Annotated in this window: 23 protein-coding genes; 19 read left to right on the forward strand and 4 right to left on the reverse strand. The window is 66.8% G+C overall.

Going from position 1 to position 26,397, the window contains the following annotated elements:
- Positions 1-12 precede the first annotated feature (12 nt).
- The 9 genes from POS17_RS30130 (at position 13) to POS17_RS30170 (ending at position 10,505) form a co-directional block, all read left to right on the forward strand.
- Positions 13-1,032 carry a beta-ketoacyl-ACP synthase 3 gene (locus tag POS17_RS30130; RefSeq protein ID WP_060841774.1) on the forward strand — a complete coding sequence of 340 codons (1,020 nt, stop codon included), beginning with the start codon at positions 13-15 and terminating at the stop codon, positions 1,030-1,032.
- On the forward strand, positions 1,032-2,039 hold the full coding sequence (locus tag POS17_RS30135; protein ID WP_060841775.1) for an NAD-dependent epimerase/dehydratase family protein: 1,008 nt from the start codon (positions 1,032-1,034) through the stop codon (positions 2,037-2,039). Before POS17_RS30130 ends, POS17_RS30135 begins: the two co-directional genes overlap by 1 nt.
- A complete protein-coding gene (locus tag POS17_RS30140; RefSeq protein WP_060841776.1) occupies positions 2,036-2,890 on the forward strand; it encodes an MBL fold metallo-hydrolase in 855 nt (284 codons plus the stop codon). Before POS17_RS30135 ends, POS17_RS30140 begins: the two co-directional genes overlap by 4 nt.
- Entirely contained in the window at positions 2,880-4,238 is a 1,359-nt protein-coding gene (locus POS17_RS30145; RefSeq protein ID WP_060841777.1) for a F390 synthetase-related protein, read from the forward strand. Before POS17_RS30140 ends, POS17_RS30145 begins: the two co-directional genes overlap by 11 nt.
- Positions 4,226-5,380: an ATP-grasp domain-containing protein gene (locus tag POS17_RS30150; RefSeq protein WP_060841778.1), complete on the forward strand. Its 1,155-nt coding sequence runs from the start codon at positions 4,226-4,228 to the stop codon at positions 5,378-5,380. The genes POS17_RS30145 and POS17_RS30150 overlap by 13 nt, the downstream gene beginning before the upstream one ends.
- Entirely contained in the window at positions 5,344-6,516 is a 1,173-nt protein-coding gene (locus POS17_RS30155) for a hypothetical protein (protein ID WP_231978991.1), read from the forward strand. Before POS17_RS30150 ends, POS17_RS30155 begins: the two co-directional genes overlap by 37 nt.
- Complete coding sequence (locus POS17_RS30160; RefSeq protein ID WP_060841780.1) at positions 6,513-7,529, forward strand: Rieske 2Fe-2S domain-containing protein; 1,017 nt, start codon at positions 6,513-6,515, stop codon at positions 7,527-7,529. Before POS17_RS30155 ends, POS17_RS30160 begins: the two co-directional genes overlap by 4 nt.
- A gap of 430 nt (positions 7,530-7,959) precedes the next feature.
- Positions 7,960-9,399 carry an alanine/glycine:cation symporter family protein gene (locus POS17_RS30165; RefSeq protein WP_060841781.1) on the forward strand — a complete coding sequence of 480 codons (1,440 nt, stop codon included), beginning with the start codon at positions 7,960-7,962 and terminating at the stop codon, positions 9,397-9,399.
- A gap of 104 nt (positions 9,400-9,503) precedes the next feature.
- Positions 9,504-10,505, forward strand: coding sequence for an asparaginase (locus tag POS17_RS30170; RefSeq protein ID WP_060841782.1), 1,002 nt, complete (start codon positions 9,504-9,506; stop codon positions 10,503-10,505).
- A 72-nt stretch (positions 10,506-10,577) separates the two neighbouring features.
- Here the strand turns inward: POS17_RS30170 and POS17_RS30175 are convergent, their stop codons facing one another.
- Positions 10,578-11,123, reverse strand: a complete 546-nt coding sequence (locus tag POS17_RS30175) for a hypothetical protein (RefSeq protein ID WP_231978992.1) — start codon at positions 11,121-11,123, stop codon at positions 10,578-10,580.
- A 198-nt stretch (positions 11,124-11,321) separates the two neighbouring features.
- On the opposite strand from POS17_RS30175, the gene POS17_RS30180 reads away from it, so the two are divergent.
- From POS17_RS30180 to POS17_RS30200, 5 genes are all read left to right on the forward strand, one after another.
- Complete coding sequence (locus POS17_RS30180; RefSeq protein WP_060841784.1) at positions 11,322-12,314, forward strand: AraC family transcriptional regulator; 993 nt, start codon at positions 11,322-11,324, stop codon at positions 12,312-12,314.
- Positions 12,315-12,385: 71 nt separating this feature from the next.
- The gene (locus tag POS17_RS30185) at positions 12,386-14,308 is read left to right on the forward strand and encodes an ankyrin repeat domain-containing protein (RefSeq protein WP_060841785.1); all 1,923 of its coding nucleotides are present in this window, start codon (positions 12,386-12,388) and stop codon (positions 14,306-14,308) included.
- Between the two features lie 95 nt (positions 14,309-14,403).
- Positions 14,404-16,329 (forward strand): ankyrin repeat domain-containing protein, encoded by a 1,926-nt coding sequence (locus POS17_RS30190; RefSeq protein ID WP_060841786.1) that lies wholly within the window; start codon positions 14,404-14,406, stop codon positions 16,327-16,329.
- A gap of 163 nt (positions 16,330-16,492) precedes the next feature.
- Positions 16,493-17,524, forward strand: a complete 1,032-nt coding sequence (locus tag POS17_RS30195; protein ID WP_060841787.1) for a histone deacetylase family protein — start codon at positions 16,493-16,495, stop codon at positions 17,522-17,524.
- A 12-nt stretch (positions 17,525-17,536) separates the two neighbouring features.
- Positions 17,537-18,637, forward strand: coding sequence for a polyamine ABC transporter substrate-binding protein (locus POS17_RS30200; RefSeq protein WP_060841788.1), 1,101 nt, complete (start codon positions 17,537-17,539; stop codon positions 18,635-18,637).
- Between the two features lie 169 nt (positions 18,638-18,806).
- On the opposite strand, the gene POS17_RS30205 is transcribed toward POS17_RS30200, so the two are convergent.
- The gene (locus POS17_RS30205) at positions 18,807-20,018 is read right to left on the reverse strand and encodes a YeeE/YedE family protein (protein WP_060841789.1); all 1,212 of its coding nucleotides are present in this window, start codon (positions 20,016-20,018) and stop codon (positions 18,807-18,809) included.
- Between the two features lie 40 nt (positions 20,019-20,058).
- Entirely contained in the window at positions 20,059-21,609 is a 1,551-nt protein-coding gene (pdxR, locus tag POS17_RS30210) for a MocR-like pyridoxine biosynthesis transcription factor PdxR (RefSeq protein ID WP_060841790.1), read from the reverse strand.
- A 103-nt stretch (positions 21,610-21,712) separates the two neighbouring features.
- Here pdxR and POS17_RS30215 point away from each other — a divergent pair, with 103 nt between their 5' ends.
- Genes POS17_RS30215 through POS17_RS30225 form a run of 3 tightly spaced genes read left to right on the forward strand, consistent with a single transcriptional unit; the run spans position 21,713 to position 23,504 of the window.
- Positions 21,713-22,336 carry an FMN-binding negative transcriptional regulator gene (locus POS17_RS30215; protein ID WP_060841791.1) on the forward strand — a complete coding sequence of 208 codons (624 nt, stop codon included), beginning with the start codon at positions 21,713-21,715 and terminating at the stop codon, positions 22,334-22,336.
- Positions 22,337-22,366: 30 nt separating this feature from the next.
- On the forward strand, positions 22,367-22,813 hold the full coding sequence (locus POS17_RS30220) for a GNAT family N-acetyltransferase (protein WP_060841792.1): 447 nt from the start codon (positions 22,367-22,369) through the stop codon (positions 22,811-22,813).
- 19 nt (positions 22,814-22,832) lie between these two features.
- The gene (locus tag POS17_RS30225) at positions 22,833-23,504 is read left to right on the forward strand and encodes a GNAT family N-acetyltransferase (protein ID WP_060841793.1); all 672 of its coding nucleotides are present in this window, start codon (positions 22,833-22,835) and stop codon (positions 23,502-23,504) included.
- 184 nt (positions 23,505-23,688) lie between these two features.
- Here the strand turns inward: POS17_RS30225 and POS17_RS30230 are convergent, their stop codons facing one another.
- The gene (locus tag POS17_RS30230) at positions 23,689-24,588 is read right to left on the reverse strand and encodes a homocysteine S-methyltransferase family protein (RefSeq protein ID WP_060841794.1); all 900 of its coding nucleotides are present in this window, start codon (positions 24,586-24,588) and stop codon (positions 23,689-23,691) included.
- 110 nt (positions 24,589-24,698) lie between these two features.
- On the opposite strand from POS17_RS30230, the gene POS17_RS30235 reads away from it, so the two are divergent.
- Positions 24,699-25,520 (forward strand): ABC transporter substrate-binding protein, encoded by an 822-nt coding sequence (locus tag POS17_RS30235; RefSeq protein WP_047306683.1) that lies wholly within the window; start codon positions 24,699-24,701, stop codon positions 25,518-25,520.
- Positions 25,517-26,353, forward strand: a complete 837-nt coding sequence (locus tag POS17_RS30240; RefSeq protein WP_060841795.1) for an amino acid ABC transporter permease — start codon at positions 25,517-25,519, stop codon at positions 26,351-26,353. Before POS17_RS30235 ends, POS17_RS30240 begins: the two co-directional genes overlap by 4 nt.
- Positions 26,354-26,397 lie beyond the last annotated feature (44 nt).

Below are 26,397 nucleotides of genomic sequence, written 5' to 3' on the forward strand. Positions count from 1 at the left end.
CACGGAATTTGCATGCACACATCAGCGTCCTCCCCCCGCCCGGCCCGCGCCCTGGCCATCCTCGGCACCGGCCACGCCCTGCCGCAGCGGGTGGTCAGCAGTGCCGAGCTGGACCGCCAGCTCGGCCTGGAAGCCGGTAGCGTGGCGCGCATCAGCGGGGTGCAGCAGCGCCACGTCGCCGATCCTGCGGACACCGCCGCCAGCCTCGGCGCCCGTGCCGCGCGCCAGGCCCTGCAGGCGGCCGGCCTGGAGCTTGGCCAGCTGGACCTGATCGTCTGCGCCAGCGGCACTCAGGACCAGGGCATGCCCTGCAACGCCGCGCTGCTGCAACGGGAGCTGGGCCTGGGGCAGTCGGGCATTCCGGCCATGGACATCAACGCCAGCTGCCTGGGCTTTATCGCCGCCCTGGATACCTTGTCCTGGCCGATCCAGGCCGGGCATTACCGGCGCGTGCTGCTGGTGTGCGCCGATATCGCTTCCTGCGGCCTGGACTGGCAGCAGGTGGAAGTCTGCGGCATCTTCGGCGACGGCGCGGCGGCGGTGGTGCTGGGCCCGGGCCATGGCGGGCAGAAGCTCCTCGCCTCGCGCCTGAAGACCTACGCCGAAGGCGCGGCGCTGTGCCAGATCCCCGCCGGCGGTTCGCGCTTTCATCCGCGGCGCATCGACGTGCCGTTCGAGCCCCTGACCAGCTTCGCCATGCAGGGCAAGGGCGTGTTCCGCCTGGCGGCCAAGCACCTGCCCGAGCTGCTGGACGACTTGCTGCAGCAAGCCGCGCTGCCCCTGGCACGGATCGACTGGGTGATCCCTCATCAAGCCAGCCAGCAGGCCATGCAACACGCGGCCAAGCGCCTGAGCCTGGGGCCGGACAAGGTCATCGATATCTTTGCCCAGCACGGCAATCAGGTGGCGGCCTCGCTGCCCACCGCCCTGGACATCGCGGTGCGCGACGGGCGCATTCAACGCGGACACACCCTGCTGCTGATCGGCACCGGCGCGGGCCTGTCCCTCGGCGGCATGATCCTGGAGTTCTGATGAAGATCCTGGTCACCGGCGGCACCGGTTTTATCGGTCGGCATCTGGTCTGGAAGCTGGCCGCCGAAGGCTGTGAGGTGCAGTTCAGCGGGCGCAACCCCGAGGCGGCGGCCGAGGTGATTGCCCACAGCCCGGCGCCGGTGCGCTGGCTGCCCCTGGAGCACGGCAGCCCGTTGGCCAAGCGCCTGCTGGCCGACGCCAGCCGCGAGCATGACGCCATCGTGCATTGCGCCGCCCTGTCTTCACCCTGGGGGTCGCCCCAGGCGTTTGCCCGGGCCAACCTCGACTCCACCGCCGAGGTGATCCACGCCTGCGGCAAGAACCGCATCCCGCGGCTGGTGCATATCTCCACCCCGAGCCTGTACTTCGACTTCAGCGACCGCCTGGGCATCCGCGAAGACCAGCCGCTGCCAAACCCGGTGAACGACTACGCCCGCAGCAAGGCCCAGGCCGAAACCCTGCTGGCAGACGCCAAGCTGCCCGAGTGCGTGATCCTGCGCCCCCGGGCGGTGTTCGGCCCCTGGGACGCAACCCTGATGCCGCGCCTGCTGCGGGTGATGCAGCGCGGGGCGATTCCGCTGATGCGCGGCGGCCAGGCCCAGCTGGACCTGACCTGCGTCGACAATCTGGTGCACGCGGTGTGGCTGGCCCTGACCCGGCCCCTGCCGCGCCCGCTGTGCGTCTACAACCTGAGCAACGCCACACCCCTGGCCTTCAAGGACCTGCTGCAACAGATGGCCGAGCACTTCCAGCTGCCGCTGCGCACCCGCCGCCTGCCCTGGCCCCTGGTGCACGGCGTGGCGCACCTGCTGGAGCTCAAGGCGCGCCTGGGCAACGGCGCCGAACCCTTGATCACCCGCTACGGCGCCGGCGTCCTGGCCTTCAGTCAGACCCTGGACATCAGCGCCATCCAGCGCGAGCTGGGCTATCGCCCGGTGATCAGCCAGGACCAGGGCATCGCCCAGCACGCCCAATGGTGGCTGGCACAGCAGAGACAACGAGCATGAGCCGCAGCGTGAGTTTGAAGATCCTCCGGGCCGGCTGGTGCCAGCACCTGGAATGCATGGCCGACCGTGGCGGGCGCCTGGCGCCGGTGCAGTTTCCGGCCCTGTGCGGGCTGATCCAGCACCCGGAGCACGGCTGGATTTTGTACGACACCGGCTACGCCGAGCACTTCTTCCAGGCCACCCGCGCCCTGCCCGAGCGCCTGTACCGCAGTGCGGTGCCGGTGCAGTTGCCGGTGGTCGAACAATTGGGCGCGCAGTTGCATGAGCTGGGCATCGGCCCGGGGGATATCCGCCATGTGATCATTTCCCACTTTCACGCCGACCATGTCGCCGGGCTGCGGGACTTTGCCAACGCGCGTTTCATCGCCCTGGAAGCCGATTATCGGCATATCGACAGCCTGCGCGGCCAGCGTTGGCGCGCCACCCTCGGCGGCCATCTGCCGGGCTTGCTGCCGGACGACTTCGGCGCCCGCCTGCGCCTGGCCGAAGCCAGCCCCAGCTGTGCGCTGCCAAGCTGGATGGCGCCCTTCGAGCAGGGCCTGGACCTGTTCGGTGATGGCAGCCTGATCGGCGTGCCGTTGCCCGGGCACAGCGAAGGCCAGCTGGGCCTGTTCATCCCCGATGCCCAGGGCCGGCCGGTGTTCCTGGTGGCCGACGCCTGCTGGTCGGTGCCGGCCTGCCGCGCCGAACGCCTGCCCGCTGCACCTGCACTGTGGTTTGCCAGCGCCGACCGTCAGCAGTACGTGCGCACCTACAGCGGCCTGGGCCAGTTGATCCGCCGCGAACCGGCGGTGGCGGTGCTGCCGTCCCATTGCACCCAGGCCTGGGAGGCGTTCGCCCATGAACAGTGAACGCCTGCTGGGCACCCTGCGCAGCATCGGCGCCTTCGTGTTCAGCCGCTATGCCCTGCGCTTTCGTCGCCGCGAGCGCCTGGAAGCCTGGCAGGCCCGACGCCTCAAGCACTTCATGGCGCGGGTCATGCCCCGTGGCCAGCGCTTCAACGGGCTGACCCACGATGGCCTGCACAGCTTGCCGATCATGGACAAGGCCAGCCTGATGAGCGATTTCGCCGCCTTCAACACCCGCGCCCTGAGCCTGGAACAAGTGTTGCCGGTGGCCCTGCAGGCCGAGCGTTCCCGGGACTTCAGCCCGACCCTGGGGGACATCACCGTGGGCCTGTCCAGCGGCACCTCGGGGGCCCAGGGGGTGTTCCTGGTCAGCAGCGCGGAGCGCCAGCGCTGGGCCGGCATCCTGCTGGCACGGACCCTGCCCCGGACCCTGCTGCCCCGGCTGCTGTGCCCCTGGCTGGCGCCGCTGCGCATCGCCTTCTTCCTGCGAGCCAACAGCCGCCTGTACACCACCCTGGCCAACCGCCGCATCGACTTCGCCTTTCATGACCTGACCCTGGGCCTGACCGCCTCCCTGGAGCGCCTGAACCAGCAGAACCCGGACGTGCTGGTGGCCCCGGCCACGGTGCTGCGCGGGTTGGCCCAGGCGGCCCTGGCCGGGCAGCTGACGATCCGCCCCCGGCACATTCTGTCGGTGGCCGAAGTGCTGGAAAGCACCGACGCCGAAGTGGTGCAGCAGGCCTTCGGGCTCAAGCCCCGGCAGATCTATCAGGCCAGCGAAGGCTTCCTCGGCTACACCTGCGAGGCCGGCACCCTGCACCTGAATGAAAGCCACCTGCACATCGAACCGCAGTGGCTGGACCCTGAGCGCACGCGCTTTCAGCCGATCATCACCGACTTTTCCCGGCGTACGCAGCTGATCGTGCGTTATCGCCTCAACGACATCCTGCGAGTGGCCGAAGCGCCCTGCCCCTGTGGCCGCGCGGAACGGGCCATCGCCGCCGTGGAAGGCCGCGCCGACGAGATCCTCTGGCTGCCGCGGCTCGACGGCCAGCAGCTGGCACCGCTCTACCCCGACGTATTGCGCCGCGCCTTGCTGATGCTGGGGGCGACGCTTGAGGAATATGAAATCCACCAGCGCGGGCTGCTCTGGCAGGTCAACCTGCGCACCTCGGGCGACTACCACGGGCTGTGCCAACGCTTGAGCGAGGCCCTCGCCGAGCTCTGCGCGCAACAGGGGCTGCAGGCGCCACAGCTGAGCTTCGGCCACTGGCAGGCGCCGCCGCCACAGACGAAAAGACGCCGCCTGCTGATGCTGCAACTGCCCGAGGGACTGCCATGCGTGTATTGATTCTCGGCGCCCGGGCCCCGGCCTGCCTGGAGTGGGCCCGGGCCTTCAGCCAAGCCGGCTGGACGGTGACCGTGGCCGATTCCCTGGCCCAGCCCCTGAGCCGCTTCAGCCGCGCCGCCGAGCACTTCGTGCGCCTGCCGGAGCCGCGCCACGACCCGGATGCCTGGATCGAAGCCCTGGCCGGGGTCATCCGCCAACAGGCCATCGACCTGCTGCTGCCCACCTGCGAAGAGGTGTTCTACCTGGCCCACGGCCTGGAGCGTCTGCGCCCGCTGTGCCGGGTGTTCACCAGCGATTTCGAGCTGCTGCACCGCCTGCACCACAAGGGCGATTTCGCCGCCATGACCCAAGGTTGGGATGTGGCCGCGCCGCCGACCCGAGTGCTGCATGACCCGGCCGCGTTGCAGGCACTGGCCGCCGAGCACGATGCCCTGGTGTTCAAGCCGGCCTATTCGCGCTTCGCCTCCCAGACCCTGATCCGCCCGAGCCCGACGCAGTTGGCCAAGGTCCGGCCCAGCAGCGAGGCGCCCTGGGTGGCCCAGCAGTTTGTCCCCGGCCAGGAATACTGCAGCTTCAGCGTGCTGGTGGACGGCCAATTGCGCGCCCACAGCAGCTACCAGCCGCGCTACCGGGTCGGACGTGGCTCGGGAGTCTACTTTCACAGCTGCGCCCCGGCGCCGATCCGCGCCTTCCTGGAGCAGTTCGGCCGGGCCACCGGCTACACCGGGCAGGTGGGTTTTGACTTCATCGAGGACCCGCACGGCCGCTTCCACGTGCTGGAGTGCAACCCCAGGGCCACCAGCGGCGTGCACCTGTTCGACGACCAGCGCGTGCCGTTGGTAGCGGCGCTGGGCAGCGAAGCCGGCACTGCGCTGGAGGCGACCCTGGAACCCAGGATGATCGCCCTGGCCATGCTGCTTCTGGCCGCGCCGCAACGGGCCTTGAGCAGGGCGTTCTGGCACGACTACCGGCAAGCCCGGGACGTGATCGTCCAGGACGGTGACCGTGGCCCGCTGACCGCCCAGTTGCTGAGCCTGAGCGAGATCATCGGCCGCGCCCTGACCCGCCGCTGCGGGCTGCTGGCCGCCTCTACTGCCGATATCGAATGGAACGGCCAACCCCTGGGGGCAACGCGCCGATGAAGCTGTGGATGCCCGAGCAACTGGCCCTTGAGCCCCCGAGCGCCGGCGACAGCCACGCCCGGCAGTACGTGCGCACCTGCGCCGGCGGCGCCCTGATCGGCAACGTCAGCACCGCCCTGGCCCTGCTGGACACCGGCCATCATCAGTTCCCGGTGAGCATCAACCACGGCCACGACCCTGTGGATAACTGCTACGTGGTGTCGCCGCAAACCGCCTACAGCGGCTACGCCCGGGAAGAACTGCAGCGCCTGAAACGGCCCTGGCTGGCCCGGCCGCTGAGGCTGCTGACCCAGGGCGTGGACCGGCTGCTGAGCGCGGCCAAGGTCGACCGGCTGGTGCAGGTCAACAACTGGCTGCTGTCCACCAACCTGTACCCGGCCGACTGGGACGGCGCGGACTTGCCGGCGATCACCGAGCTGCTGCGCCGGGCGTTTCCCGACCACGGCTTTGGCTTTCGCTCGCTCAACGACTTCAGCAACCGCGCCCTGCGCAAGCGCCTGCAAGCCCTGGGCTACCTGGCGATTCCCAGCCGCCAGGTGTACCTGTTCGACGGCCGCCAGGGCGAAAATTCAGCCTTCCTGCGCCACCACAACACCCGCCTGGATGCCACCCTGCTGCGTCGCAGCCCCTATACGGTGGTGCCCGGCAGCCAGCTGAACGAAGCCGACTTCCAGCGCATCGAGCAGCTGTACAACCTGCTGTACCTGGATAAATACAGCCGCCTCAACCCCCACTACAGCGCCCAATGGCTGCAACGCGGGCAGGCCGAAGGCTGGCTGGACGTGCGCGCTCTGCGCAACGCCGAAGGCCGCATCGACGGCGCCCTGGGCTGGTTCGCCAACAGCGCGCTGATCAGCACGCCCATCGTTGGCTACGACACCGCCCAGCCCCAGCGCGCCGGGCTGTACCGGCAACTGACCAGGCTGTGCCTGCAAGAGGCGGTGAACCGCCGTCAGGTGCTCAACTTCAGCTCCGGCGCCGCCGCCTTCAAGCGCTTGCGTGGCGGCCAGCCCGAAATCGAATACAGCCTGATCCACGTCGCCCACCTGCCCTGGCCGCGCAGGCTGGTGTGGCAACTGATGGGGATGCTGCTGCAACGGATCGGCGTACCGCTGATGAGGAAGCTCAAACTGTGAACAGTCACTCGGGCTGGTGGCCCGTCGCCCTCAGCCGGCAGCTGCACAAGCAGCCCCTGGCCTGCACCCTGCACGGCGTGCCGCTGGTGCTGTTTCGCGACGCCGAGGGCGCCCCTGCCGTATTACCGGACCGCTGCCCCCATCGCTTTGCGCCGCTGAGCGCCGGCCGGGCGCGCGACGGGCAGATCCAGTGCCCCTACCACGGCTGGCGCTTCGATCCCCAGGGCCGTTGTACTCAACTGCCCGGGCTGGAGCAGCAGCGTTGCAGCCAGCCCTTGCTGCAGCCGCTGCACAGCTGCGAAGCCCAGGGGCTGGTGTGGGCCAGCCTTGCCAGCGAGCGGCCGCATGCGCCACCAGTGGCCGCCGCCGAACAGGCCCAGGCCCTGGATGTGTTCTGGATCAGCGACCGGGTGCAGTGCAGCTTGCAGGACGCCGCGGAGAACTTCCTCGACGGTTTCCACACCCACTTCGTGCACGCCGGCTGGATTCGCCACGATCGCCAGCGCCAGCGCATTAGCGCCTGGGTGCATCGGCTGGAAGACGGGGTTGAAGCGCAGTACAGCGAAGAAGGCACCCAATCCGGGCTGATTTCCCGGCTGTTCGAAGGCGAACGCGGCCTGAGCATGGGGCGCTTTCGCCTGCCGGGGCTGGCGGAAATCGAATACCGCGACCGCCAGGGCCGGCTCAACCTGCTGGTCAGCGCCTGGCTGAGCCCCGCCGCCGAGGGCCAGTTGCGGCTGTTCGCGCGCATCGCCACGGCCCGCGGCCGCCTGCCGGGCTGGATCAAACGCGGCGTGCTGCAGCCGCTGTTCAAGGTGATCCTCAAGCAGGACCGGCAGATCCTGGAGAACGTCAGCGCCAACCAGCAACGCTTTGCCCGGGTGCCGCTGCGCTGGCAGCGGCCCACGCCTCTGGACAGCTCGCTGGATCTGCTGGGGCCGTGGATTCGCCAGTTGCTGGAGCAGGGTGAACTGAAGGACTTCCAAGAACGCCGGGAGCAATTCTGGCTGTAATCCCGTAGGAGCCGGCTTGCCGGCGAACACGCCCTCAAGACAGGCACCGCTCAAACGGGCCCCTTCGCTGGCCAGCCAGCTCCTACGGTTGGCAACGGTGATGCGGGCCCCTTGGAGCCTCTGTTCGCGGGATTTTCCGGGCAAGACAAGAACCGTTTCAGCCCACCGCCGGCACTGCCGTTCCTCGGCTCGACACGCAACATGCAGACGGCGAGCCCGCGCACCGGTATAGTGCGCCCCCTCTTCACGTGGACAGCCGTCGGTAACGAGGCTCAACCCCACGGGAAACCCGAACTAATAACAACCCGCGAAATATAGAACCGGGACGAACGCTCGCCCCACCGCATTGCCGTGCGTGCAATCAGCGGTGTAACTGAATGTTTCCGTCCGTTCTGCTTTTGCCTACACAAAAAACAGCGAGGAATAATCCATGCTCGAAGTCATCAACGACTTCCTCTCAGGGAAAGTGCTGATCGTGCTCATTGTCGGGCTCGGCAGCTACTTCACGATCCGCTCGCGTTTCGTTCAATTGCGCCACTTCCTCCATATGTTCGCGGTGTTCCGCGACAGCCTGAAAAGCAGCGGCGGCCAGCTCAGCTCGTTCCAGGCGCTGATGCTCAGCCTTGCTGGCCGGGTGGGCGCGGGCAACATCGCCGGCGTCGGCATCGCCGTGACCCTGGGCGGCCCTGGCGCGGTGTTCTGGATGTGGGTGACCGCACTGGTCGGCATGTCCAGCAGCTTCTTCGAGTGCACCCTGGCCCAGGTCTACAAGCGCGCCGACGGCGACGGCCTGTACCGCGGCGGCCCGGCCTACTACATCCAGCACGGCCTGAAGCTCAAGGGCATGGCGGTGGTGTTCTCGATCCTGCTGCTGGTCACCTACGGCTTCGCCTTCATCGGCCTGCAGTCCTACACCGTGACGCACTCGCTGCAGGACGCCTTTGCCTTTGACCCACGCCACACCGGCATCGTCCTGGCGGTGCTGCTGGCCATCACCTTCATCGGCGGCATCAAGCGCATCGCCGCGGTGTCCGACCTGCTGGTTCCGATCAAGACCCTGGCCTACATCGCCGTGACCCTGTACGTGATCGGCACCCAGATCGAACACGTGCCGGCCATGCTGGAAACCATCATCAAGAGCGCCTTCGGCCTCGATCCGGCCTTCGGCGGCCTGCTGGGCAGCGCCATCGTCATGGGCGTGAAGCGTGGCGTGTTCGCCAACGAAGCCGGCCTGGGCAGTGCGCCGAACGTCGCCGCCGTGGCCGCCGTGAAGCACCCGGGCGCCCAGGGCGTGGTCCAGGCCTTCAGCGTGTTCCTCGACACCTTCGTGATCTGCACCTGCACCGCGCTGCTGATCCTGCTGTCGGGCTTCTACACTCCTGGCTTCGAAGGCGATGGCATCGTCCTGACCCAGAACTCGCTGGCCGCCGTGGTCGGTGACTGGGGCCGCCTGTTCGTCAGCGTCGCGCTGTCGCTGTTCGTCTTCACCTGCATCCTCTACAACTACTACCTGGGCGAAAACAGCCTGCAGTTCCTCAGCCGCAACCGCGCCGTGCTGATGCTGTTCCGCGGCCTGGTGCTGGCGCTGGTGGTCTGGGGTTCGATGCAGGACCTTTCGACCGTGTTCGCCTTCGCCGACATCACCATGACCTGCCTGGCCTTCGTCAACCTGGTGGCCCTGGCCATGCTGTTCAAGGTCGGCCTGCGGGTGATGCGCGACTACGACGAGCAGCGCCGCGCCGGCGTCGACCAGCCGGTGTTCGACTCGCGCAAGTTCGCCGATCTGGACCTGGACCTGAAGGCCTGGCCTGCCGAACCTTCGGCCGCCACCCAGGCCGAGCCGCAAGGCGTACCCGCAGCGCAACGCTGACGGGTGAACGACGGGGGCATCCTCTGCACCCGTCGGTTACAGTTCGATAAATGTGCGAGCGGGCTTGCCCGCTCCCACAGGAACTCACCGTTTCGGAGAATCCCATGAACCCTTCGACCTACCCTGTCGCCCAGCACGTCATGGTGCTCTACACCGGTGGCACCATCGGCATGCAGGCCAGCGCCGACGGCCTGGCCCCGGCGTCCGGTTTCGACGTGCGCATGCGCGCCTACCTCGACAGCCAGCCCGAACTGGTGGTGCCGGCCTGGCGCTTTCGCGAGATGGCGCCGCTGATCGACAGCGCCAACATGACCCCCGACTACTGGCAGCGCCTGCGTGAAGCGGTGGTCGAGGCCGTGGACCAAGGCTGCGACAGCGTGCTGATCCTGCACGGCACCGACACCCTGGCCTACAGCGCCGCCGCCATGAGCTTCCAGTTGCTGGGCCTGCCGGCGCCCGTGGTGTTCACCGGCTCGATGCTGCCGGCCGGCGTGCCCGACAGCGACGCCTGGGAAAACCTCAGTGGCGCCCTCTTGGCCCTGGGCCAGGGCCTGGCACCGGGGGTGCACCTGTACTTCCACGGCGAGCTGCTGGCGCCGACCCGCTGCGCGAAAATCCGCAGTTTCGGCCGTCACCCGTTCGCCGCCCTGCAACGCAATGGCGGCGGCGCCAAGGCCGAAGCGCTTCCTGCGGCGCTGGACTACCGCCAGGCCAAGCAACTGGCCAAGGTCGGCGTGTTGCCGCTGTTCCCCGGCATCGGCGCCGAGCTGCTGGACGGCGTGCTCGACAGCGGCATCCAGGCCCTGGTGCTGGAGTGCTTCGGCAGCGGCACCGGGCCTAGCGACAACCCGGCGTTCCTGGCCAGTCTCAAGCGCGCACAGGAGCAAGGCATCGTGGTGGTGGCGGTGACCCAGTGCCATGAAGGCGGTGTGGAGCTGGACATCTACGAAGCCGGCAGCCGCCTGCGCGGCGTGGGCGTGCTGTCCGGTGGCGGCATGACTCGCGAAGCGGCGTTCGGCAAGCTCAATGCGCTGCTCGGTGCCGGGCTGGAAAGCGCCGAAGTGCGGCGCCTGGTCGAACTCGATCTGTGTGGCGAGTTGAGCTGAAGCTCGCGCTCGGGAGCCGGTGGCTACTGCGGTAGCTGCTGGCTCGACGACGAGCAGAGGGTGGCTGTCGGGTTACTTTTTGACCGTGTAATCCTGGCCCCAGACCCGCACCGAACTCGAGCTCTCGATCGGCCCTTCAAACACGAACTTCTGCCGCACTGCCGCCTTGGCCGGGATGGTGACTTCGTCCGGGTTGTCGAGGCTGACAGTCAGATTGTTGGCGTAACCGTCCTGGTCGATCGCCAGCAGGGCGCCGGTCTGCTTGAGGTTGATCAGTCGCAACTGGCTGTCGCTGCTGTTCTTGAAGCCCAGGGTAACGTTGAAGCTGTCGCCGACGGCTTCAGTTTTCAATACCTGGACATCGACGCGGCCTTTCATTTGCTCGCGAGAGGAAATGATCGAGGCACCGTCGACGCCTTGCGCCGATTGGCGACCGTCGAGCACACCTTCGCTGACGCCGCCCAAGAGGTTCTTGCCTGCCGAAATGGCTGATGAGACGGCTGACTTGGCAGAGTCCTTGATGGTGCTTTCGCTGCCTGGCTCAGCCTCGGCCAGGCACAGCGAACTCAGGAGCAAGCCGGAGACCAGAAGCAGGGAACGCGCAGGGATGAGGGTCATACATAGTCCTTTATCGAGGTTGCTGCACCGCCACTTCAGGCGATGAATGGCAGGCAGGTTGCACCAATCAAAGCGCCAAGTCACTAGCCACACAACGCTCGCAATGCCCCATGCAGCGGGCCGGCAAACCGCAGGTCTGATCGCGGGCGGCATGCAACTTGCTCCGGTTAAGGGTCTTCCCCTGGCTGGAATCTGCGCATGCTGCACTCGCACCTCACCACCCTCAACGCCGTTTCCCTGGTGCTCAACACCTTCAAGGAACAGGGCCAGGACAGTGAAGCCCTGTTGGCCGGCAGCGGGATAAACCCCGCCGACCTGAGCCGCGCCGATACCCGCATCACCACCAATCAAGAGATGCTGGTGTGCGCCAATGCCGTGGCCCTGCAACGGGACATCGGCCTGGAACTGGGCCGGCGCATGCACGTTTCCTCCTACGGCATGCTCGGCTATGCCCTGCTCACCAGTGCCACCTTAGGTGACGCTTTGCGCCTGGCCATGCGCTATCCGGCGCTGTTGGGAACACTTTTCGAACTGAGCCTGGAAGCCGACGGCCCGCGCATCTGGTTCACCGCCGCCGGCTACCGCGAAAGCCCGGCCCTGGCGGCGTTCAATACCGAGTTCTGCCTGGTGTCGCTGAAGGTCATCTGCGACGACTTGCTCGGCCACCCGCTGCCGCTGCTGGGGGCGCGCTTCGACTACCCGGCGCCGGACTATCAACAGCGCTACCGCGAGCCCTTCGACTGCCCGCTGCAGTTCAATGCCCGCAGCAACGCCTTCGCCTTCGACCAGCAATGGCTCGAACACCCCCTGCCCCTGGCGGATGCCATCACTCACCAGGCCATGGCCGAGCGCTGCCGCAAGCAGAACACCGAGTTCACCGGACGCCAGGCCTGGCTCGGGCGCATCCGCCAGCTGCTGGCGGCGCAACTGGACGCCGCGCCGGGGCTGGAGGGGCTGGCGGAACAGATGAACTGCTCGGCCCGGACCCTGCGCCGCCACCTGCGCGACCTGGGCTGCAGCTATCAGGAGCTGCTGGACGAGCTGCGCTTCGAGCGGGCCAAGCAGATGCTCTGCGAAGACCAGATGCCCATCTACCGCATCGCCGAGGCCCTGGGCTTCAGCGAGACCGCGAGCTTTCGCCATGCCTTCATCCGCTGGAGCGGCGTGGCGCCGAGCCAGTTCCGGCCCTGAGACAAACCCCGGCATAAAGACGCCGATTGCATTACATTGCCGAGCTTTGAAACCGGCAAGGGACTGCAAGCTTGAACCCAATCACAGGCGCCATCGCCCGGCGCATCGGTATTCGCGGGCTGTGTCTGGCACTGGCGCTGCTGGCGGGCGGCCCCGTTGCCCAGGCCTTCGACCTGTCGAAGATCCGCTGGTGGGAGATGCAGGGCGACATCCTGCTGGACGACCCGGAAACCGCCACGCTGCAACTCGAACCCTTTCCCCTGCCCGGGCTGGCCCAGCCACCGGCCCGGCTGATCCTCAGCCAATACCAAGGGCTGTTCTACCTCAACGGCTATGGGGATGGGCAGTTCCGGCAGCGGGTCTACAAGTCACCGCCCTTGCCGCTGTTCGATGCCCAGGCGCTCCAGGACTGCACGCCCGAGCAGCGCCCCGCAGAGGCCACCGACAACTGGCCGCCGAGCAAGCAGCTGGAAGCCGCCCTGAGCCTGATCAAACTGAGTTTCGACTGCCAGAGCCCGGGCTGGGAGTTGAGCAATCGCTATCTGCTGGTGGACAGCCGCGATCCCCAGCGGCCGTTGCTGGCCATCGGTCAGCGCCAGGGCGAGGCACGGATCGACTTCACCCCGCAGCAACCAATCACCCCCGAACTGCAGCAGCAATGGCTGCAAGCCCTGCACAAATACCCGAAGCTGCTGGAACCCTTTGACGCCAGCAGCGGCCAGCTGAGCGTCAAGCCCTATGCGCCGCCGCCCGGCGCGGATCAGGTCTGGGCGGAGTTCCGCCAGTTGCACGCGCAACTACGCGACGCCAAGGACAAGGCCCCGGGCATCGCCCGGGCGGAAGCCTTCTTCACCCGCCATGACTTTCGCGCCATCGCCCCCGAGCGCAGTACCTACCCGGGCCTGCTCAACGACATCGCCTATTGGGCCACCGAGGCCGGCCAGTTGCAGAGCGCCCGGCCCTGGCTGGCCTACGTGCTGCGTCGCGACCCGGGGCGCATGCCGACCTACCTCAACCTGGCGGACCTGGATTGGCGCCTGTACGAGCAGCAGCCCGCAGACACCCGGCACCGGGGCCGGGCCATGGAGAACTATCGGCTGTACTGCGGGCTGCGCCTGCAACGCCAGCTTGGGGTCCCCGCCAGGGTCACCCAGCGCCTGGGCCTTGAGGCCCCCAGCGAACAGGCGTGCCAGAGCGCCTGGCCGCTGGTGACAGCGGTGGACCAGGGTGACGCGGGCGAAGTTCGGCGCCTGCTGCAAAGCGGCCTGCGCGGCGACGTGATCGCCGCCGACGGACGCCCGGCGCTGTTGCACGCCCTGGACAAGCCCGACCTGGACATCGCTCGGCTGTTGCTGGCCCATGGCGCCCGCCCACAAGGTCAATACAACGGCCGCACCCAGGTGTTCCTGGCCATGCGCCGCGACCTCAAGGACAACCCGGACCTGAGCCAGGCCAAACGCCTCAACTTCCTGCTGCAGGCCGGCGCCGCCATCGATGAACAGGATGCCCAGGGCGGCACCGTGCTGCAGGCAATGGCCAAGGAGCGCGACGACATCGAGCGCTTCAATTGGCTGTTGCAACACCCGCAGGACCTCGACAAACGCAGCGGGCCAGACGGCGAAACCGCGCTGTTCCTGGCGCTCAAGGGCGGCAACTACGCCGCCGCCAGAGAACTGATAAAGGCCGGTGCCAACCTCAACCTGAGCTACGGCCGCAATGCTTGCGCAGGGCAGCCGATTCGCGAAAGCCTGCTGATGATCGTCGCCGAACAGGGCTCGCCCGAGGTCATCAATCCCTGGGTCAGCCAGCAACAGAGCCTGGACATGTTCACCCTGCTGCTGGAAAAAGGCGCCGACCCCAACCTCGGCCGCTACTGCAAGAACAACGGCTACACCTGGCTGCTGGAGATCATGGCCCGGCGCAAGCGCGACGACATGCTCAAGGTGCTGCAAGGCTTTGCGCCACCACCGCCGGCGACGGCGTTTCGTCTTTGACGCGTGGCGCCCGCTGCGCCCCTGAAACAAAGCCCGGCACAACGGCGCCGATTGCATTACATTGCCGGGCTTTCTACCGGCAAGGGACTGCAACGTTGAAGCTACTCTCAGGCGCCATCGCCCGGCGCATCGGCATTCGCGGGCTTGGCCTGGCGCTGGCACTGCTGACGGCCGCCCCCGTGGCCCAGGCCTTCGACCTGGACCTGGCCTGGTTCAAATGGTCGGGAATGCGCCGCAACTTCGTCCTCGACTCCCCGGAAACCGCCACCCTGGAGCTCAAGCCGTTCCCCCTGCCGGGCCTGGAGCGGGTGCCGCTGCGGATTGTCCTGAGCCAGTACCGCGGGCTGTTCTACTTCAATGCCTACCAGGACCTGAAGTACCGGGAACGGATCTACAAGTCGCCGCCGGTGGCCCTGTTCAGCCCCAAAGAGCTGCGGGCCTGTGTAGCCCCGGGCGATGACATCCCGGTCAGTGACATCTGGCCCACGAGCAACACCCTGGTCCCCGGCATCAGCCTGACGCCCCTGAGCTTCCAGTGTAAGGAGCCATCCGAGTGGCAACTTAGCGGGCGCTACCTGCTGGTCGACCAGCGCGATCCGCAGCACCCGCTGCTGGCCATCAGTCACCGCCGGGACCTGAGCCAGATGGAATTCACCCCCCTGCAACCCATCAGCGAGGAAACCGGGCAGCAATGGTTGCAGGCCCTGGAGACATTCCCGCGGTGGTTCCGCCCCTTCACCCAAGGCCGCGGGCCGATCACCATCAACGCCTATGTGCCAGCGCCAGCCTCGAACCCGGACAGTCTCTGGAAAGAGTTCCGCGCGCTGCACGAACAACTGCGCACGGCCAAGGACAAACTGCCGGGCATCCGCGCAGTGGAAGACTTCTTCGTCGTCCATGACTTTCGCAGCATCGCCAGCGATCGCCGCGAATACCCCGGCCTGCTGAATGACATCGCCTTCTGGGCCAGCCAGGCCGGTCAGCTGCAAACTGCCCGCCCCTGGCTCCAGGAAGTGCTGCGCCGCGACCCTGGACGCATGCCGACCTACCTCAACCTGGCGGACCTGGACTGGGCGCTGTTCGAACAGCGGCCATTGGACAACGCCCATCAGGGCCGGGCCATCGAGGGCTATCGGGTGTATTGCGGCCTGCGCCTGCGACGCCAGATGAGCATCCCGCCCCGGGTCCTGCAGCGCCTGGGCCTGAGCGCCGCCAACCCACAGGCGTGCCAGGGCTTCTGGCCGCTGGTGGACGCGGTGGATGCCGGCGACCTGACCCAAGTGCAGCGCCTGCTGGCCAGCGGCATCAGCGGCGAGGTCATGGCCGACGATGGCCGCAGCGCCCTGTTGCACGCCCTGGACGCGCCGCACCTGGACATCGCCAGGCTGCTCCTGGAGCACGGCGCCCACACCAGCGGCCTGTACAACTGGACCACCCTGGCGACCCTGGCCATGCGCCGCGATCTGGGCGACAGCCCCGACCTGAGCCAGGGCGGACGCCTGAAGTTCCTCATCAAGGCCGGTGTCGCCCTCGACGAACCCGACAGCCAGGGCGTGACGCCCCTGATGCAGATGGCCGAGAACAAGCGCAGCCTGCAAGGCTTCACTTGGCTGCTGCAACACCCGCAAAACCTCGACCGGCGCACAACCGACAATGGTGAAACCGCGCTGTATCGGGCGTTTTCGGGCAACAACCAGGTGGCCATGAGGCAGCTGATAGAGGCCGGTGCCAACCTCAACCTGAGCTACGGCCGCGGCACCTGCTACAACCAGCCCGTCGGCGAAAGCCTGCTGACCCTGGTGGCCGACAAGACCTCCGCCGACGCCCAGTCGCCCTCCGTCAGCCAGCAGGACACCCTGGAGCTGTTCGCCCTGCTGCTGGAGAAAGGCGCCGACCCGACTGTCGGCCAGCACTGCGAGAAAAAGGGCTACACCCTGTTGCTGGAAGCCATCGCCCGGAACAAACGCGAGGACATGCTCAAGGTGCTGCAGCGCTACGTTCCCGCCCCACCTGCCGGCTGAGATCCGTGGCGCCCCGCAATGGGGCGCCGCGCCTCTTTAAGGGGCGAATTTCGGTCAAACACTTTGGCCAGATCGATCCCCTTTTGGCCGCTCCTGCCGTTCTCCGAAACCCCGCGCCCCGCAAGACTGTGAGCCACCGAATCAGCCTGCGGAGAACAAGAAAATGCTGACGATCTACTCGGACGATCACCACCTGCACCACGGCCGTTGTGAACTCATCGACGGGCAACTGATGCCCTGTTTCGAAATGCCTTCCCGGGCCGACCACGTGCTGGACCGGGTGCAACAGCGCAACCTCGGTCCGGTCGAGGCACCCAGGGACTTCGGCCTGGAGCCTATCGAGCGCATCCACAGCCGGGCCTACCTGGACTTCTTCAAGGGCGCCTGGGAACGCTGGGCGGCACAGGGCATCGACGGCGACCTGCTGCCCTACACCTGGCCGGCGCGCACCCTGCGCAGCGTGATTCCCACCAGCCTCCACGGCCAGTTGGGCTACTACAGCTTCGACGGCGGCGCGCCGATCACCGCCGGCACCTGGCAGGCGGCCTACAGCGCAGCACAGGTGGCGCTGACCGCCCAGGCCCATATCCAGAACGGCGCCCACAGCGCCTTCGCCCTGTGCCGGCCACCGGGACACCACGCCGCCAGCGACCTGATGGGCGGTTACTGCTACCTGAACAACGCTGCCATCGCCGCCCAGGCGTTCCTCGACCAGGGCCACCGGAAAGTCGCGATCCTCGATGTCGACTACCACCACGGCAACGGCACCCAGTCGATTTTCTATGAGCGCAGCGACGTGCTCTTCACCTCGATCCACGGCCACCCGGAAGCCGAGTTCCCGTTCTTCCTGGGCTATGCCGACGAATGCGGCGAAGGCGCCGGGGAAGGTTTCAACTTCAACTACCCACTGGCCGCCGGCAGCGGCTGGGACCTGTGGAGCGCGGCCCTGGAGCAGGCCTGCGACGAGATCCAGCGCTTTGGCGCCGACATCATCGTGGTGTCCCTGGGCGTGGACACCTTCAAGGACGACCCGATCTCGCAATTCAAACTCGACAGCCCGGATTACCTGGCCATGGGCAAGCGCATCGCCGCCCTCGGCAAGCCGACGCTGTTCGTCATGGAAGGCGGTTACGCGGTAGCAGAAATCGGCATCAACGCCGTGAACGTTCTCGAAGGTTTTCAAAGCGCCCAGTGAGGGATTCGCATCATGCAAAGACTCAAACGCTTAGTGATTCCCGCCCTGTGCGCCAGCCTGCTGGGCACCGCCGCCCACGCCGAAGAGCGCACGCTGCGGGTGTACAACTGGTTCGACTACATCACCCCCAAGGCCCTGGAGGATTTCAAGGCGCAGAACAGCCAGGTGAAGCTGGTCTACGACATCTTCGACACCAACGAAGCCCTGGAGGCCAAGCTGCTGACCGGCAACTCCGGGTATGACGTGGTGGTGCCGTCCAACGTGTTCCTGGCCAAGCAGATCGAGGCCGGGGTGTTCCAGCCCCTGGACCGCAGCAAGCTGCCCAACTGGAACCACCTGGACCCCAAGCTGATGAAGCTGATCGAGGCCAACGACCCGGGCAACCAATTCGCCGTGCCCTACATGTACGGCACCATCCTGATCGGCTTCAACCCGGACAAGGTCAAGGCCGCCCTGGGCGACCAGGCGCCGGTGGACAGCTGGGACCTGATCTTCAAGGAAGAGAACATCAGCAAGCTCAAGCAGTGCGGCGTGGCCCTGCTGGATTCGCCGTCGGAAATCCTGCCCCTGGCCCTGCAGCACCTGGGCCTGGACCCCAACAGCAAGAAGCCGGCGGACTACGAGAAAGCTGAAGCGCTGCTGATGAAGATTCGCCCGTACATCACCTACTTCCATTCGTCCAAGTACATGGCCGACATCGCCAACGGCGACATCTGCGTGGCCGTGGGTTATTCGGGGAGCTTCTCCCAGGCCGCCAACCGCGCCAAGGAGGCCAAGAACGGCGTGACCGTGGACATGCGCCTGCCCAAGGAAGGCGCGCCGATCTGGTTCGACATGCTGGCGATCCCCAAGGGCGCCAAGGATCCGCAAGACGCCTACACTTTCATCAACTACCTGCTGCAACCCCAGGTGATCGCCCCGGTCAGCGACTTTGTCGGTTACCCGAACCCGAACAAGGACGCCACGGAGCTGGTGGACCCTTCGATCCGCAACAACCCCAACCTGTATCCGACAGCAGCGGCGATGAACACCCTGTATACCCTGCAGCCGCTGCCCCGTGATGCGGAGCGGGCGCGGACCCGGGCCTGGACCAAGATCAAGTCCGGCACCTGACCCTCATCCAGGACGGGAACCGCGCTCCCTGTGGCGAGCGAGCTTGCTCGCGCTGGATGGCGCAGCAAGCCCAAGAGCGGTTTCCCGGTTCTGCCTGATACACCGCACAGCCGGCTTTACGACCGCTGCGCGGCCGAGCGGGAGCACGCTCCCTCGCCACGAAAAGTGCTCAGCAGCCGCTGAGGCCTTGGGGGCTGCGCTCTGCGGCGAAGAACCAGGGCCGCAGGCGCACGCCGACGCCGTTGCCGATAAAGGCCGCCACCAACCACAGCCAGCCATGCAGGCTGCCGGAGGCGATGCCGCTGAAGTAGGCGCCGATGTTGCAGCCATAGGCCAGGCGCGAGCCGTAGCCCAGCAGCAGCCCGCCGATCACCGCCGCCACCAGGGAACGGGCGGGGATCTTCAGGCTCGGGGCAAAACGTCCCGCCAGTCCCGCTGCCAACAAGGCCCCCAGGACGATGCCGATGTCCATGACGCTGGTGATGTCCTGCCACACCGGGGCCGCCAGGGCCTTGGCATTCGCCGCACTCTGCCAGAACACCCAACTGCCCACGTCCACGCCCAAGCCACTGGCGACTTTCGCCCCCCACAGGGCGAACGCCGAGGTGATGCCCCACGGGCGCCCGGCCAGGGCCAGGGTGGCGAAGTTGAGCAACGCCAGGGCCACCGCGCCCCAGACCAGCGGCCAGGGGCCGCGCAGCAGGCGGCGCCAGCCCTGGTGCGGGCTGGCGACCGGGGCTTCGAGGCGGCCATGGCGGCGCTTTTCCAGGGTCTGGGTGAGCAAGGCGATCAGCGCGAACAGGCACAGGCTCAAGCCCAGGGCCGGGCCGACGCCGAAGCTCTGGACGATGGAAATCGGCGGCAGCGACGGCAGGGCGAACCACCAGTCCACATGCTGGGTGGCGAGCAGCGAACCGCAGATGAAGAACGCCAGGGTCACCAGCATCCGCGCATTGCCGCCGCCGACGGTGAACAGGGTGCCCGACGCGCAGCCGCCACCCAGTTGCATGCCGATACCGAAGATAAAGGCGCCGACGATCACCGACACCCCGGCCGGCGCCACCAGCCCCACCACCGGCTGGCCGAACAGGCTGCCCGCCCCCAGCGCCGGGAAAAACAGCAACACCGCCAGGGCCAGCATGACCATCTGCGCCCGCAGGCCGGCGCCACGCCGATCACGGATAAACACCCGCCAGGCCGAGGTGAAACCAAAGGCCGCGTGATACAGGGTCAACCCCAGGGCCGCCCCCAGCAGCAACAGCAGCACCTGCCGAGCCCCGACCTGGACCTGCAGGAACAAGGCGCCAAGCACCAACAGCAGCAAGGCGCACAGCGGGGCGCCGAACTTGCGTTCAGGCGCCAGGGAGAGGGTCTGGCTCATGGGAATGCTCGGGCAGGAAAGGACCCGCGAGTATACCCGCTCAAACCCTCCAGGCCTGGCGCAAACGCCCCAGCGCAGCCTGGATATCGGCTTCGGGCACCGCAGCAAAACCCAGCACCAGTCCGGCCCGCCGATCCTCGGGCAAGGCCGTTTGCGGCAACCAGTAGGTGCTCAGGCCGTTGACCTCGACATCGACACTGGCCGCCTGCTCCAGCAGTTGCTGCTCCCGGGCCAGGCTGTCCACGCGCACTGTCAGGTGCAAACCTGCGGCCACCGTGGGCAGCGGCCCGACGCCCGGGATCGCCTCGGGCCAGCCGGCGAGCAAGGTGTTGCGCCGGCTCAGGGCGGCGCGGCGCATGCGCCGGATATGCCGCTGGAAGTGCCCGGCGGCCATGAACTCGGCCATCACCGCCTGGGTGCTGACTTCGGAATGGCGCACATCCACCGCCCGGCGCCGGGCAAAGGCCTGCACCAGATGCGGCGGCAACACCAGGTAGCCCAGGCGCAGTGCCGGGAACGCGACCTTGCCGAAGGTGCCGACATAGATCACCCGTCCCTGCCGGTCCAGCGCCGCCAGCGGGGCCAGGGGCGCGCCGCTGTAGCGGTATTCGCCGTCGTAGTCGTCCTCGACGATCCAGCCTCCACTGCGCTCGGCCCAGGCCAGCAACTCCAGGCGCCGGGCCAGGCTCATGATCACCCCGGTGGGGTACTGATGGGACGGGGTGACATAGGCCAGGCGGCAGTGCTCCAGTTGCTCCAGCTGACGGCAGTCGATGCCTTCCTGGTCCACCGCCACGCCCTGCAGTCGCGCCCCGGCCACGGCAAAGGCGTGACCCGCCGCCCGATAGCCGGGGTTTTCCACAGCCACCACGTCACCGGGCTCCACCAGCAGCTGTGCACAAAGACTGATGCCCTGTTGCGCACCACTGGTGATCACAATTTGTTCAGCGGTGCACTGCAGCCCTCGGGCACTGCGCAGGTAAGCGGCGATCAGGCCGCGCAGCCGCGAATCGCCGGCGGAGTCGCCGTAGCACAGCTGGTGCAGGTTCGGCCTGCGCCAGAAAGCCGCATTCAGCTTGGCCCAGACCTCGAACGGGAACAGATCGAAAGCCGGCACGCCGACCCGAAAAGCCCGCGGCGGACCACTGGGCGGCGTACTCAGATGGTGCTCTTGCAGGCGCTGCACACCACTGCTGTGGATAACTTTACTGGATGCATCACCAGTTATTTCCGTCGATTTTGTGGATAACCCTGTGGGCAAGCCTGTTGACAACCCTGTGGATACTTTTGTGGATAGTTTTTTGATGGGTAACCGTGTTTCCGGCAATTGGGCCACGTAGGTGCCATCGCCGACCCGCCCTTCGATAAACCCCTCGGCATACAGCTGGTCATAGGCGCGCACCACGCTGTTGCGGGAAATCCCCAGCGCCGCCGCCAGGTCGCGGCTGGCCGGCAAGCGCGTGCCGCTGGCCAGGCGCCCGTCCAGCACCCGCAGGCGCAGGGCCTGGTACAGCTGGCGGCTAAGGCCCTGGCGCCGATCCAGCTGGATCCCGGCAGGGTTGAAAGACAGCGGAGGCAAGGCACTGTTCATCGCGGGGCACCCGGGAATTGGACCTATGAAATAGACCAGAGATGGCTCTTACAACGAACCATTAGCCTGCCTAGGATGCAGCCACTCGCCAAGGAGTTTTTCCATGTACCTGCCTCGCGCTTTCGTCGATGAAGACCTTTCCCGCCTCCACGGCGTGATGCATCACAGCCGTCTGGCCACCCTGGTGACCTGGGGCGCCCTGGGCTTGCAAGCCAGCCACCTGCCGTTGCTGCTGGACCCAGGGCAAGGTGCCAGCGGCACGCTCTATGGGCACCTGGCCAAGGCCAACCCGCAATGCGCCGAGCTGGCCAGCGGTGCCGAGGCCCTGGTGATTTTCAGCGGCGAAGACGCCTACATCAGCCCGTCGTTCTATCCGGGCAAGGCCGAACACGGCAAAGTGGTGCCCACCTGGAACTACGTGGCAGTGCACGCCTATGGCCAGCCCGAAATATTCAGCGACCCGCAGCGGTTGCTGCAGGTGGTCGAGGGCCTGACCGAACGCCATGAGGCCGGCCGCCCGCAACCGTGGAAGGTGGCCGATGCTCCGGCCGACTATGTCGATGGCATGCTCAAGGCGATTGTCGGTTTCGCCCTGCCGATCCAGCGCCTGGAGGGCAAGCGCAAGCTCAGCCAGAACCGCAATGCCGAAGACATCGCCGGGGTCCGTGAAGGCCTGGCGGCCAGCGCCGACCCGCGTGACCAGCAACTGTCGCAACTGATGGGCTGAGTGCCCGTCCAGAACAATAAAGGAGCTTTCATGAGCCAGATCCAGATCCGCCCCGTCACCGCTGCCGACCACGCCGCCTGGCTGCCGTTGTGGCAGGCCTACCTGCGCTTCTACGAAACCGAACTGCCGGACACCGTGACCCAGAGCACCTGGCAGCGTTTTCTCGATACCCGCGAACCGACCCACGCCGCCCTGGCCTGGGACGGCGAGCGCGCCGTGGGCCTGGTGCATTTCATCTACCACCGCTCCAACTGGAGCATCGAGAATGCCTGCTACCTGCAGGACCTGCTGGTGACTCCGGACCAGCGCGGCACCGGTGTCGGCCGCCAGTTGATCGAGTTCGTCTACACCCGGGCCAAGCAGGACGGCTGTGCCAAGGTGCATTGGCTGACCCACGAAACCAATGCCACGGCCATCCAGCTGTATGAGCGCATCGCCGAGCGTCCGGGCTTTATCCAGTTCCGCAAACCCCTCTGAACCCGCAAGGAGCCACTGCATGTCGATTTCTCTCGCCGATTGGAAAGGCGTCCCCGCCCCTTCGGCCACCCTGCTTGAAGGGCGCTTCATCCGTTTGGAAAGGCTCGACCCGGCGCGCCACGGCGATCAGCTGTTCCAGGTGCTGCAAGGCCCCGGCGCCGACCCGGTGCTGTGGAACTACCTGCCTTACGGCCCCTTCCCCGAGCGCGCGGTGTTCGACGCCTGGCTCGGCAATCATGCCCTGGCCAGCGATCCGTATTTCTTCACCGTGATCGACCGCGCCAGTGGCCAGGCCCAGGGCCTGATCAGCCTGATGTCCATCGTTCCGGCCCAGGGCCGCATCGAGATCGGCCACGTCACCTTCGGCGCGCCGATGCAGCGCTCGCCCAAGAGCACCGAGGCGGTGTACCTGCTGGCCAGGGAAGCTTTCGCCCTGGGCTACCGGCGCCTGGAGTGGAAATGCAACAACGACAACGCCCGCTCGCGCTATGCCGCCGAGCGTTTGGGTTTCAGCTTCGAGGGGGTGTTTCGCCAGCACATGGTGGCCAAGGGGCAGAACCGCGATACCGCGTGGTTCTCGATCCTGGATGGGGAATGGCCGGCGATCGCCAAGGGCTTCGAGCAATGGCTCAGCGATGAGAACCAGAGCGGCTCGGGGCAGCTCAAGTCTCTGGCGGAGTGTCGCGGGTAACCGGGGATTCGCCGGCAAGCCGGCGCCGAAAAGAGAGCGGTGGACCCGGCCTGGTAGAAGACCTGTAGCCGCTGCCGCAGGCTGCGACCAGGCTGGGCGGCACTCCGACGCAGCGGGCGCCGCCGTTGAAGGCCTCGGAAGGTCCTGCGGACCTTGGCGCAGCCTGCGGCAGCGGCTACAGGGGTCAGCCCAGCTTCTGCGCCAGCACCGCAATGTGCTCCGGGCCGATGCCGCAGCAACCGCCGACATGGCTGGCACCGCGCTGGTGCCAGTCCGCTACCCATCGCAGGTAACCCGGCGGATCCAGGTCTTCGCGCAGCGGGCACAGGCCGTCGTTGGCGGTGGCATCCTCGGGTTGCGGCGGGAAGGCGTTGGCGTACACGCCAATATGGATCTGCACCCCCAGGCGCTCGAAGGTGTCACGGGCCGCATCCACCGCCGCGCCTATCACTTCCGGCTGGCTGCAGTTGAACAGCAGGGTCTGCACCCCCAGTTGCGCCGCCACCGCCGCCGCGTCAGCCACCGGCTCGCCGGAACGCAGGCGTGGCACTTCATCGACGTCTTCATCCTTCAGGGTGAAGGACAGCCAGAACGGCTTGCCGTCCTTGGGCAATCCTGCGTGGATGGCTCGCGCTTCGGCGATCGAGCTTTGGGTTTCTGCGAGCCACAGGTCCACGAACGGCGCCAGTCCTTTAACCAGCGGGCTCAGCACTTCCTCGACCCGGGACGCATCGAACAGGTCCGGGCGATAGGAGCCGAACAGCGGCGGCAACGAACCCGCCACCCGCACCGGCTTGCCGGAGGCCTCCACCGCGCGGCGCGCCAGCTCACCGGCCAGGGCCGCCAGGGCCTGGCCTTCGGCGGCAAAGCGCTCTTCACCGATGTGGAACGGCACCACGGCGTAGCTGTTGCTGGTGATGACGTTGGAACCGCTGGCGATATAGGCCGCATGCACCGCCTCCACCGCCTGGGGGTCTTCGCTCAACGCCAGGGCTGACCACTCGGGCTGCCGGAACGGCGCACCACGGCGCTGCAACTCACGACCCATACCGCCATCCAGAATTACCGTGCTAACTGCGCCCATATGCTTTTTACTCATATGCTTATGAAAATAACTCACTACCGGAGTCGTTCTTATAACTATTAAATACGCACCATTCGGTTAATAACAACTCTTTTTCAGTCAGGATTCCGATGAATTTCAAACCGCTGCTGGCCCTCGGCCTGACCGTACTTGCCGCCTCCTCCCAAGCCTTCGCCGGCGCCACCTTGGAGCGTATCGAGCAGAAAAAGGAACTGGTCGGGGTGCTGATGGAAAGCTACCCGCCCTTCTCCTTCCTCAATGAGCAGAACCAGCTGGACGGTTTCGACGTCGACGTGGCCAAGGCCGTGGCCGACAAGCTCGGGGTCAAGCTGCGCCTGGAAACCCCGTCCTGGGACGTGATCGCCGCCGGACGCTGGAGCGGGCGCTATGACATCTGCATCTGCTCCATGACCCCGAGCAAGGCTCGCGCCGAGGTCTTCGACTTCCCGGTGCAGTACTACGCCTCGCCGGCGGTGATCGTGGTCAACGCCAAGGATGAGCGGATCCACGGCGCCAAGGACCTGAGCGACAAGAAGGTCGGCCTTACCGCCGCCTCCAGCTACGAGAGCTACCTGAACAAGAACCTGGTGATCGAAGGCGCGGAAGACACCCAGCTGCAATACCCCTTCGAGAACGTGCAGATCGCCCCCTACGACACCGACAACGTGGCCTTCCAGGACCTCGGCCTGGGCCCGGGCGTGCGCCTGGATGCGATCCTCACCAACCTGGTCACCGCGCAACCGCGGCTGACCCAGGATGCGCGCTTCAAGCTGGCCGGCGAGCCGCTGTACGCCGAGCCCAATTCGGTGGCCATCGAGAAAGGCGATGCGCAGTGGAACGCCAAGGTGCGTGAAGTCTTCGCCCAACTGAAGCAGGACGGCACCCTGAGCAAGCTGTCGCAGAAATGGATCGGCGCCGACATCAGCCAATGACTGCCTACACACCACCGCCGCAGCCACCACAAGCGGTGGCTGAACCGCTGCTCAAGCGCCTGCTGGGCTTTCGCAGCCGCCTGTACCTGACCTGGACGGCGCTGCTGGGGCTGTTCGCCAGCTTCTTCCTGAGCTTCGACCTGAAGTTCTCGATCATCCTCGACAAGCTGCCAAACCTGCTGGGCCTGCACCTGTCGCCCAGCGGCTTTCTCCAGGGCGCGGCGCTGACCCTGTTCCTCTGCGCCTGCTCCATCGTCGCCTCGTCGCTGCTGGGCTTTGTCACCGCCCTGGCGCGCCTGTCGTCCAGCGCCGTGGCGTTCGGCATCGCCAGCTTCTACGCCTCGTTCTTTCGCGGCACGCCGCTGCTGATCCAGATCCTGCTGATCTACCTCGGCCTGCCGCAACTGGGCGTGGTGCCGGGCGCCATCACCGCCGGGATCATCGCCCTGTCGCTGAACTACGGCGCCTACCTCAGCGAGATCTTCCGCGCCGGCCTCCTCGGCGTGCCCCACGGCCAGCGCCAGGCGGCCCTGGCCCTGGGCATGAGCGACAGCGTGATCTTCTGGCAGGTGACCCTGCCCCAGGCCATGCGCACCATCATTCCGCCGACCACCAACCAGTTCATCTCGATGCTCAAGGACTCGTCGCTGATCTCGGTGATGGGGGTCTGGGAAGTGATGTTCCTGGCCCAGTCCTATGGCCGTTCCAGCTACCGCTACATCGAGATGCTGAGCACCGCGGCGCTGATCTACTGGCTGCTGTCCATCGGCCTGGAACTGATCCAGGCGCGGATGGAAAGGCATTACGGCAAGGGTTACGCCAAGCGCGGCTGAGGCTCAGGCGAGCGCCGAAGGCCCGGGAGCACCCGGGCCCCTTT

The sequence above is a fragment of the Pseudomonas sp. Os17 genome (assembly GCF_001547895.1).
Taxonomy (GTDB): Bacteria; Pseudomonadota; Gammaproteobacteria; order Pseudomonadales; family Pseudomonadaceae; genus Aquipseudomonas.

What these genes read in the sequence shown, in the direction of transcription:
- POS17_RS30130 (WP_060841774.1), top strand. Translation starts at nt 13, where the DNA reads ATGCACACATCAGCGTCCTCCCCCCGCCCGGCCCGCGCCCTGGCCATC.
- POS17_RS30135 (WP_060841775.1), top strand. Translation starts at nt 1,032, where the DNA reads ATGAAGATCCTGGTCACCGGCGGCACCGGTTTTATCGGTCGGCATCTG.
- POS17_RS30140 (WP_060841776.1), top strand. Translation starts at nt 2,036, where the DNA reads ATGAGCCGCAGCGTGAGTTTGAAGATCCTCCGGGCCGGCTGGTGCCAG.
- POS17_RS30145 (WP_060841777.1), top strand. Translation starts at nt 2,880, where the DNA reads ATGAACAGTGAACGCCTGCTGGGCACCCTGCGCAGCATCGGCGCCTTC.
- POS17_RS30150 (WP_060841778.1), top strand. Translation starts at nt 4,226, where the DNA reads ATGCGTGTATTGATTCTCGGCGCCCGGGCCCCGGCCTGCCTGGAGTGG.
- POS17_RS30155 (WP_231978991.1), top strand. Translation starts at nt 5,344, where the DNA reads ATGGAACGGCCAACCCCTGGGGGCAACGCGCCGATGAAGCTGTGGATG.
- POS17_RS30165 (WP_060841781.1), top strand. Translation starts at nt 7,960, where the DNA reads ATGCTCGAAGTCATCAACGACTTCCTCTCAGGGAAAGTGCTGATCGTG.
- POS17_RS30170 (WP_060841782.1), top strand. Translation starts at nt 9,504, where the DNA reads ATGAACCCTTCGACCTACCCTGTCGCCCAGCACGTCATGGTGCTCTAC.
- POS17_RS30175 (WP_231978992.1), bottom strand. Translation starts at nt 11,123, where the DNA reads ATGACCCTCATCCCTGCGCGTTCCCTGCTTCTGGTCTCCGGCTTGCTC.
- POS17_RS30180 (WP_060841784.1), top strand. Translation starts at nt 11,322, where the DNA reads ATGCTGCACTCGCACCTCACCACCCTCAACGCCGTTTCCCTGGTGCTC.
- POS17_RS30195 (WP_060841787.1), top strand. Translation starts at nt 16,493, where the DNA reads ATGCTGACGATCTACTCGGACGATCACCACCTGCACCACGGCCGTTGT.
- POS17_RS30200 (WP_060841788.1), top strand. Translation starts at nt 17,537, where the DNA reads ATGCAAAGACTCAAACGCTTAGTGATTCCCGCCCTGTGCGCCAGCCTG.
- POS17_RS30205 (WP_060841789.1), bottom strand. Translation starts at nt 20,018, where the DNA reads ATGAGCCAGACCCTCTCCCTGGCGCCTGAACGCAAGTTCGGCGCCCCG.
- pdxR (WP_060841790.1), bottom strand. Translation starts at nt 21,609, where the DNA reads ATGAACAGTGCCTTGCCTCCGCTGTCTTTCAACCCTGCCGGGATCCAG.
- POS17_RS30215 (WP_060841791.1), top strand. Translation starts at nt 21,713, where the DNA reads ATGTACCTGCCTCGCGCTTTCGTCGATGAAGACCTTTCCCGCCTCCAC.
- POS17_RS30220 (WP_060841792.1), top strand. Translation starts at nt 22,367, where the DNA reads ATGAGCCAGATCCAGATCCGCCCCGTCACCGCTGCCGACCACGCCGCC.
- POS17_RS30225 (WP_060841793.1), top strand. Translation starts at nt 22,833, where the DNA reads ATGTCGATTTCTCTCGCCGATTGGAAAGGCGTCCCCGCCCCTTCGGCC.
- POS17_RS30230 (WP_060841794.1), bottom strand. Translation starts at nt 24,588, where the DNA reads ATGGGCGCAGTTAGCACGGTAATTCTGGATGGCGGTATGGGTCGTGAG.
- POS17_RS30235 (WP_047306683.1), top strand. Translation starts at nt 24,699, where the DNA reads ATGAATTTCAAACCGCTGCTGGCCCTCGGCCTGACCGTACTTGCCGCC.
- POS17_RS30240 (WP_060841795.1), top strand. Translation starts at nt 25,517, where the DNA reads ATGACTGCCTACACACCACCGCCGCAGCCACCACAAGCGGTGGCTGAA.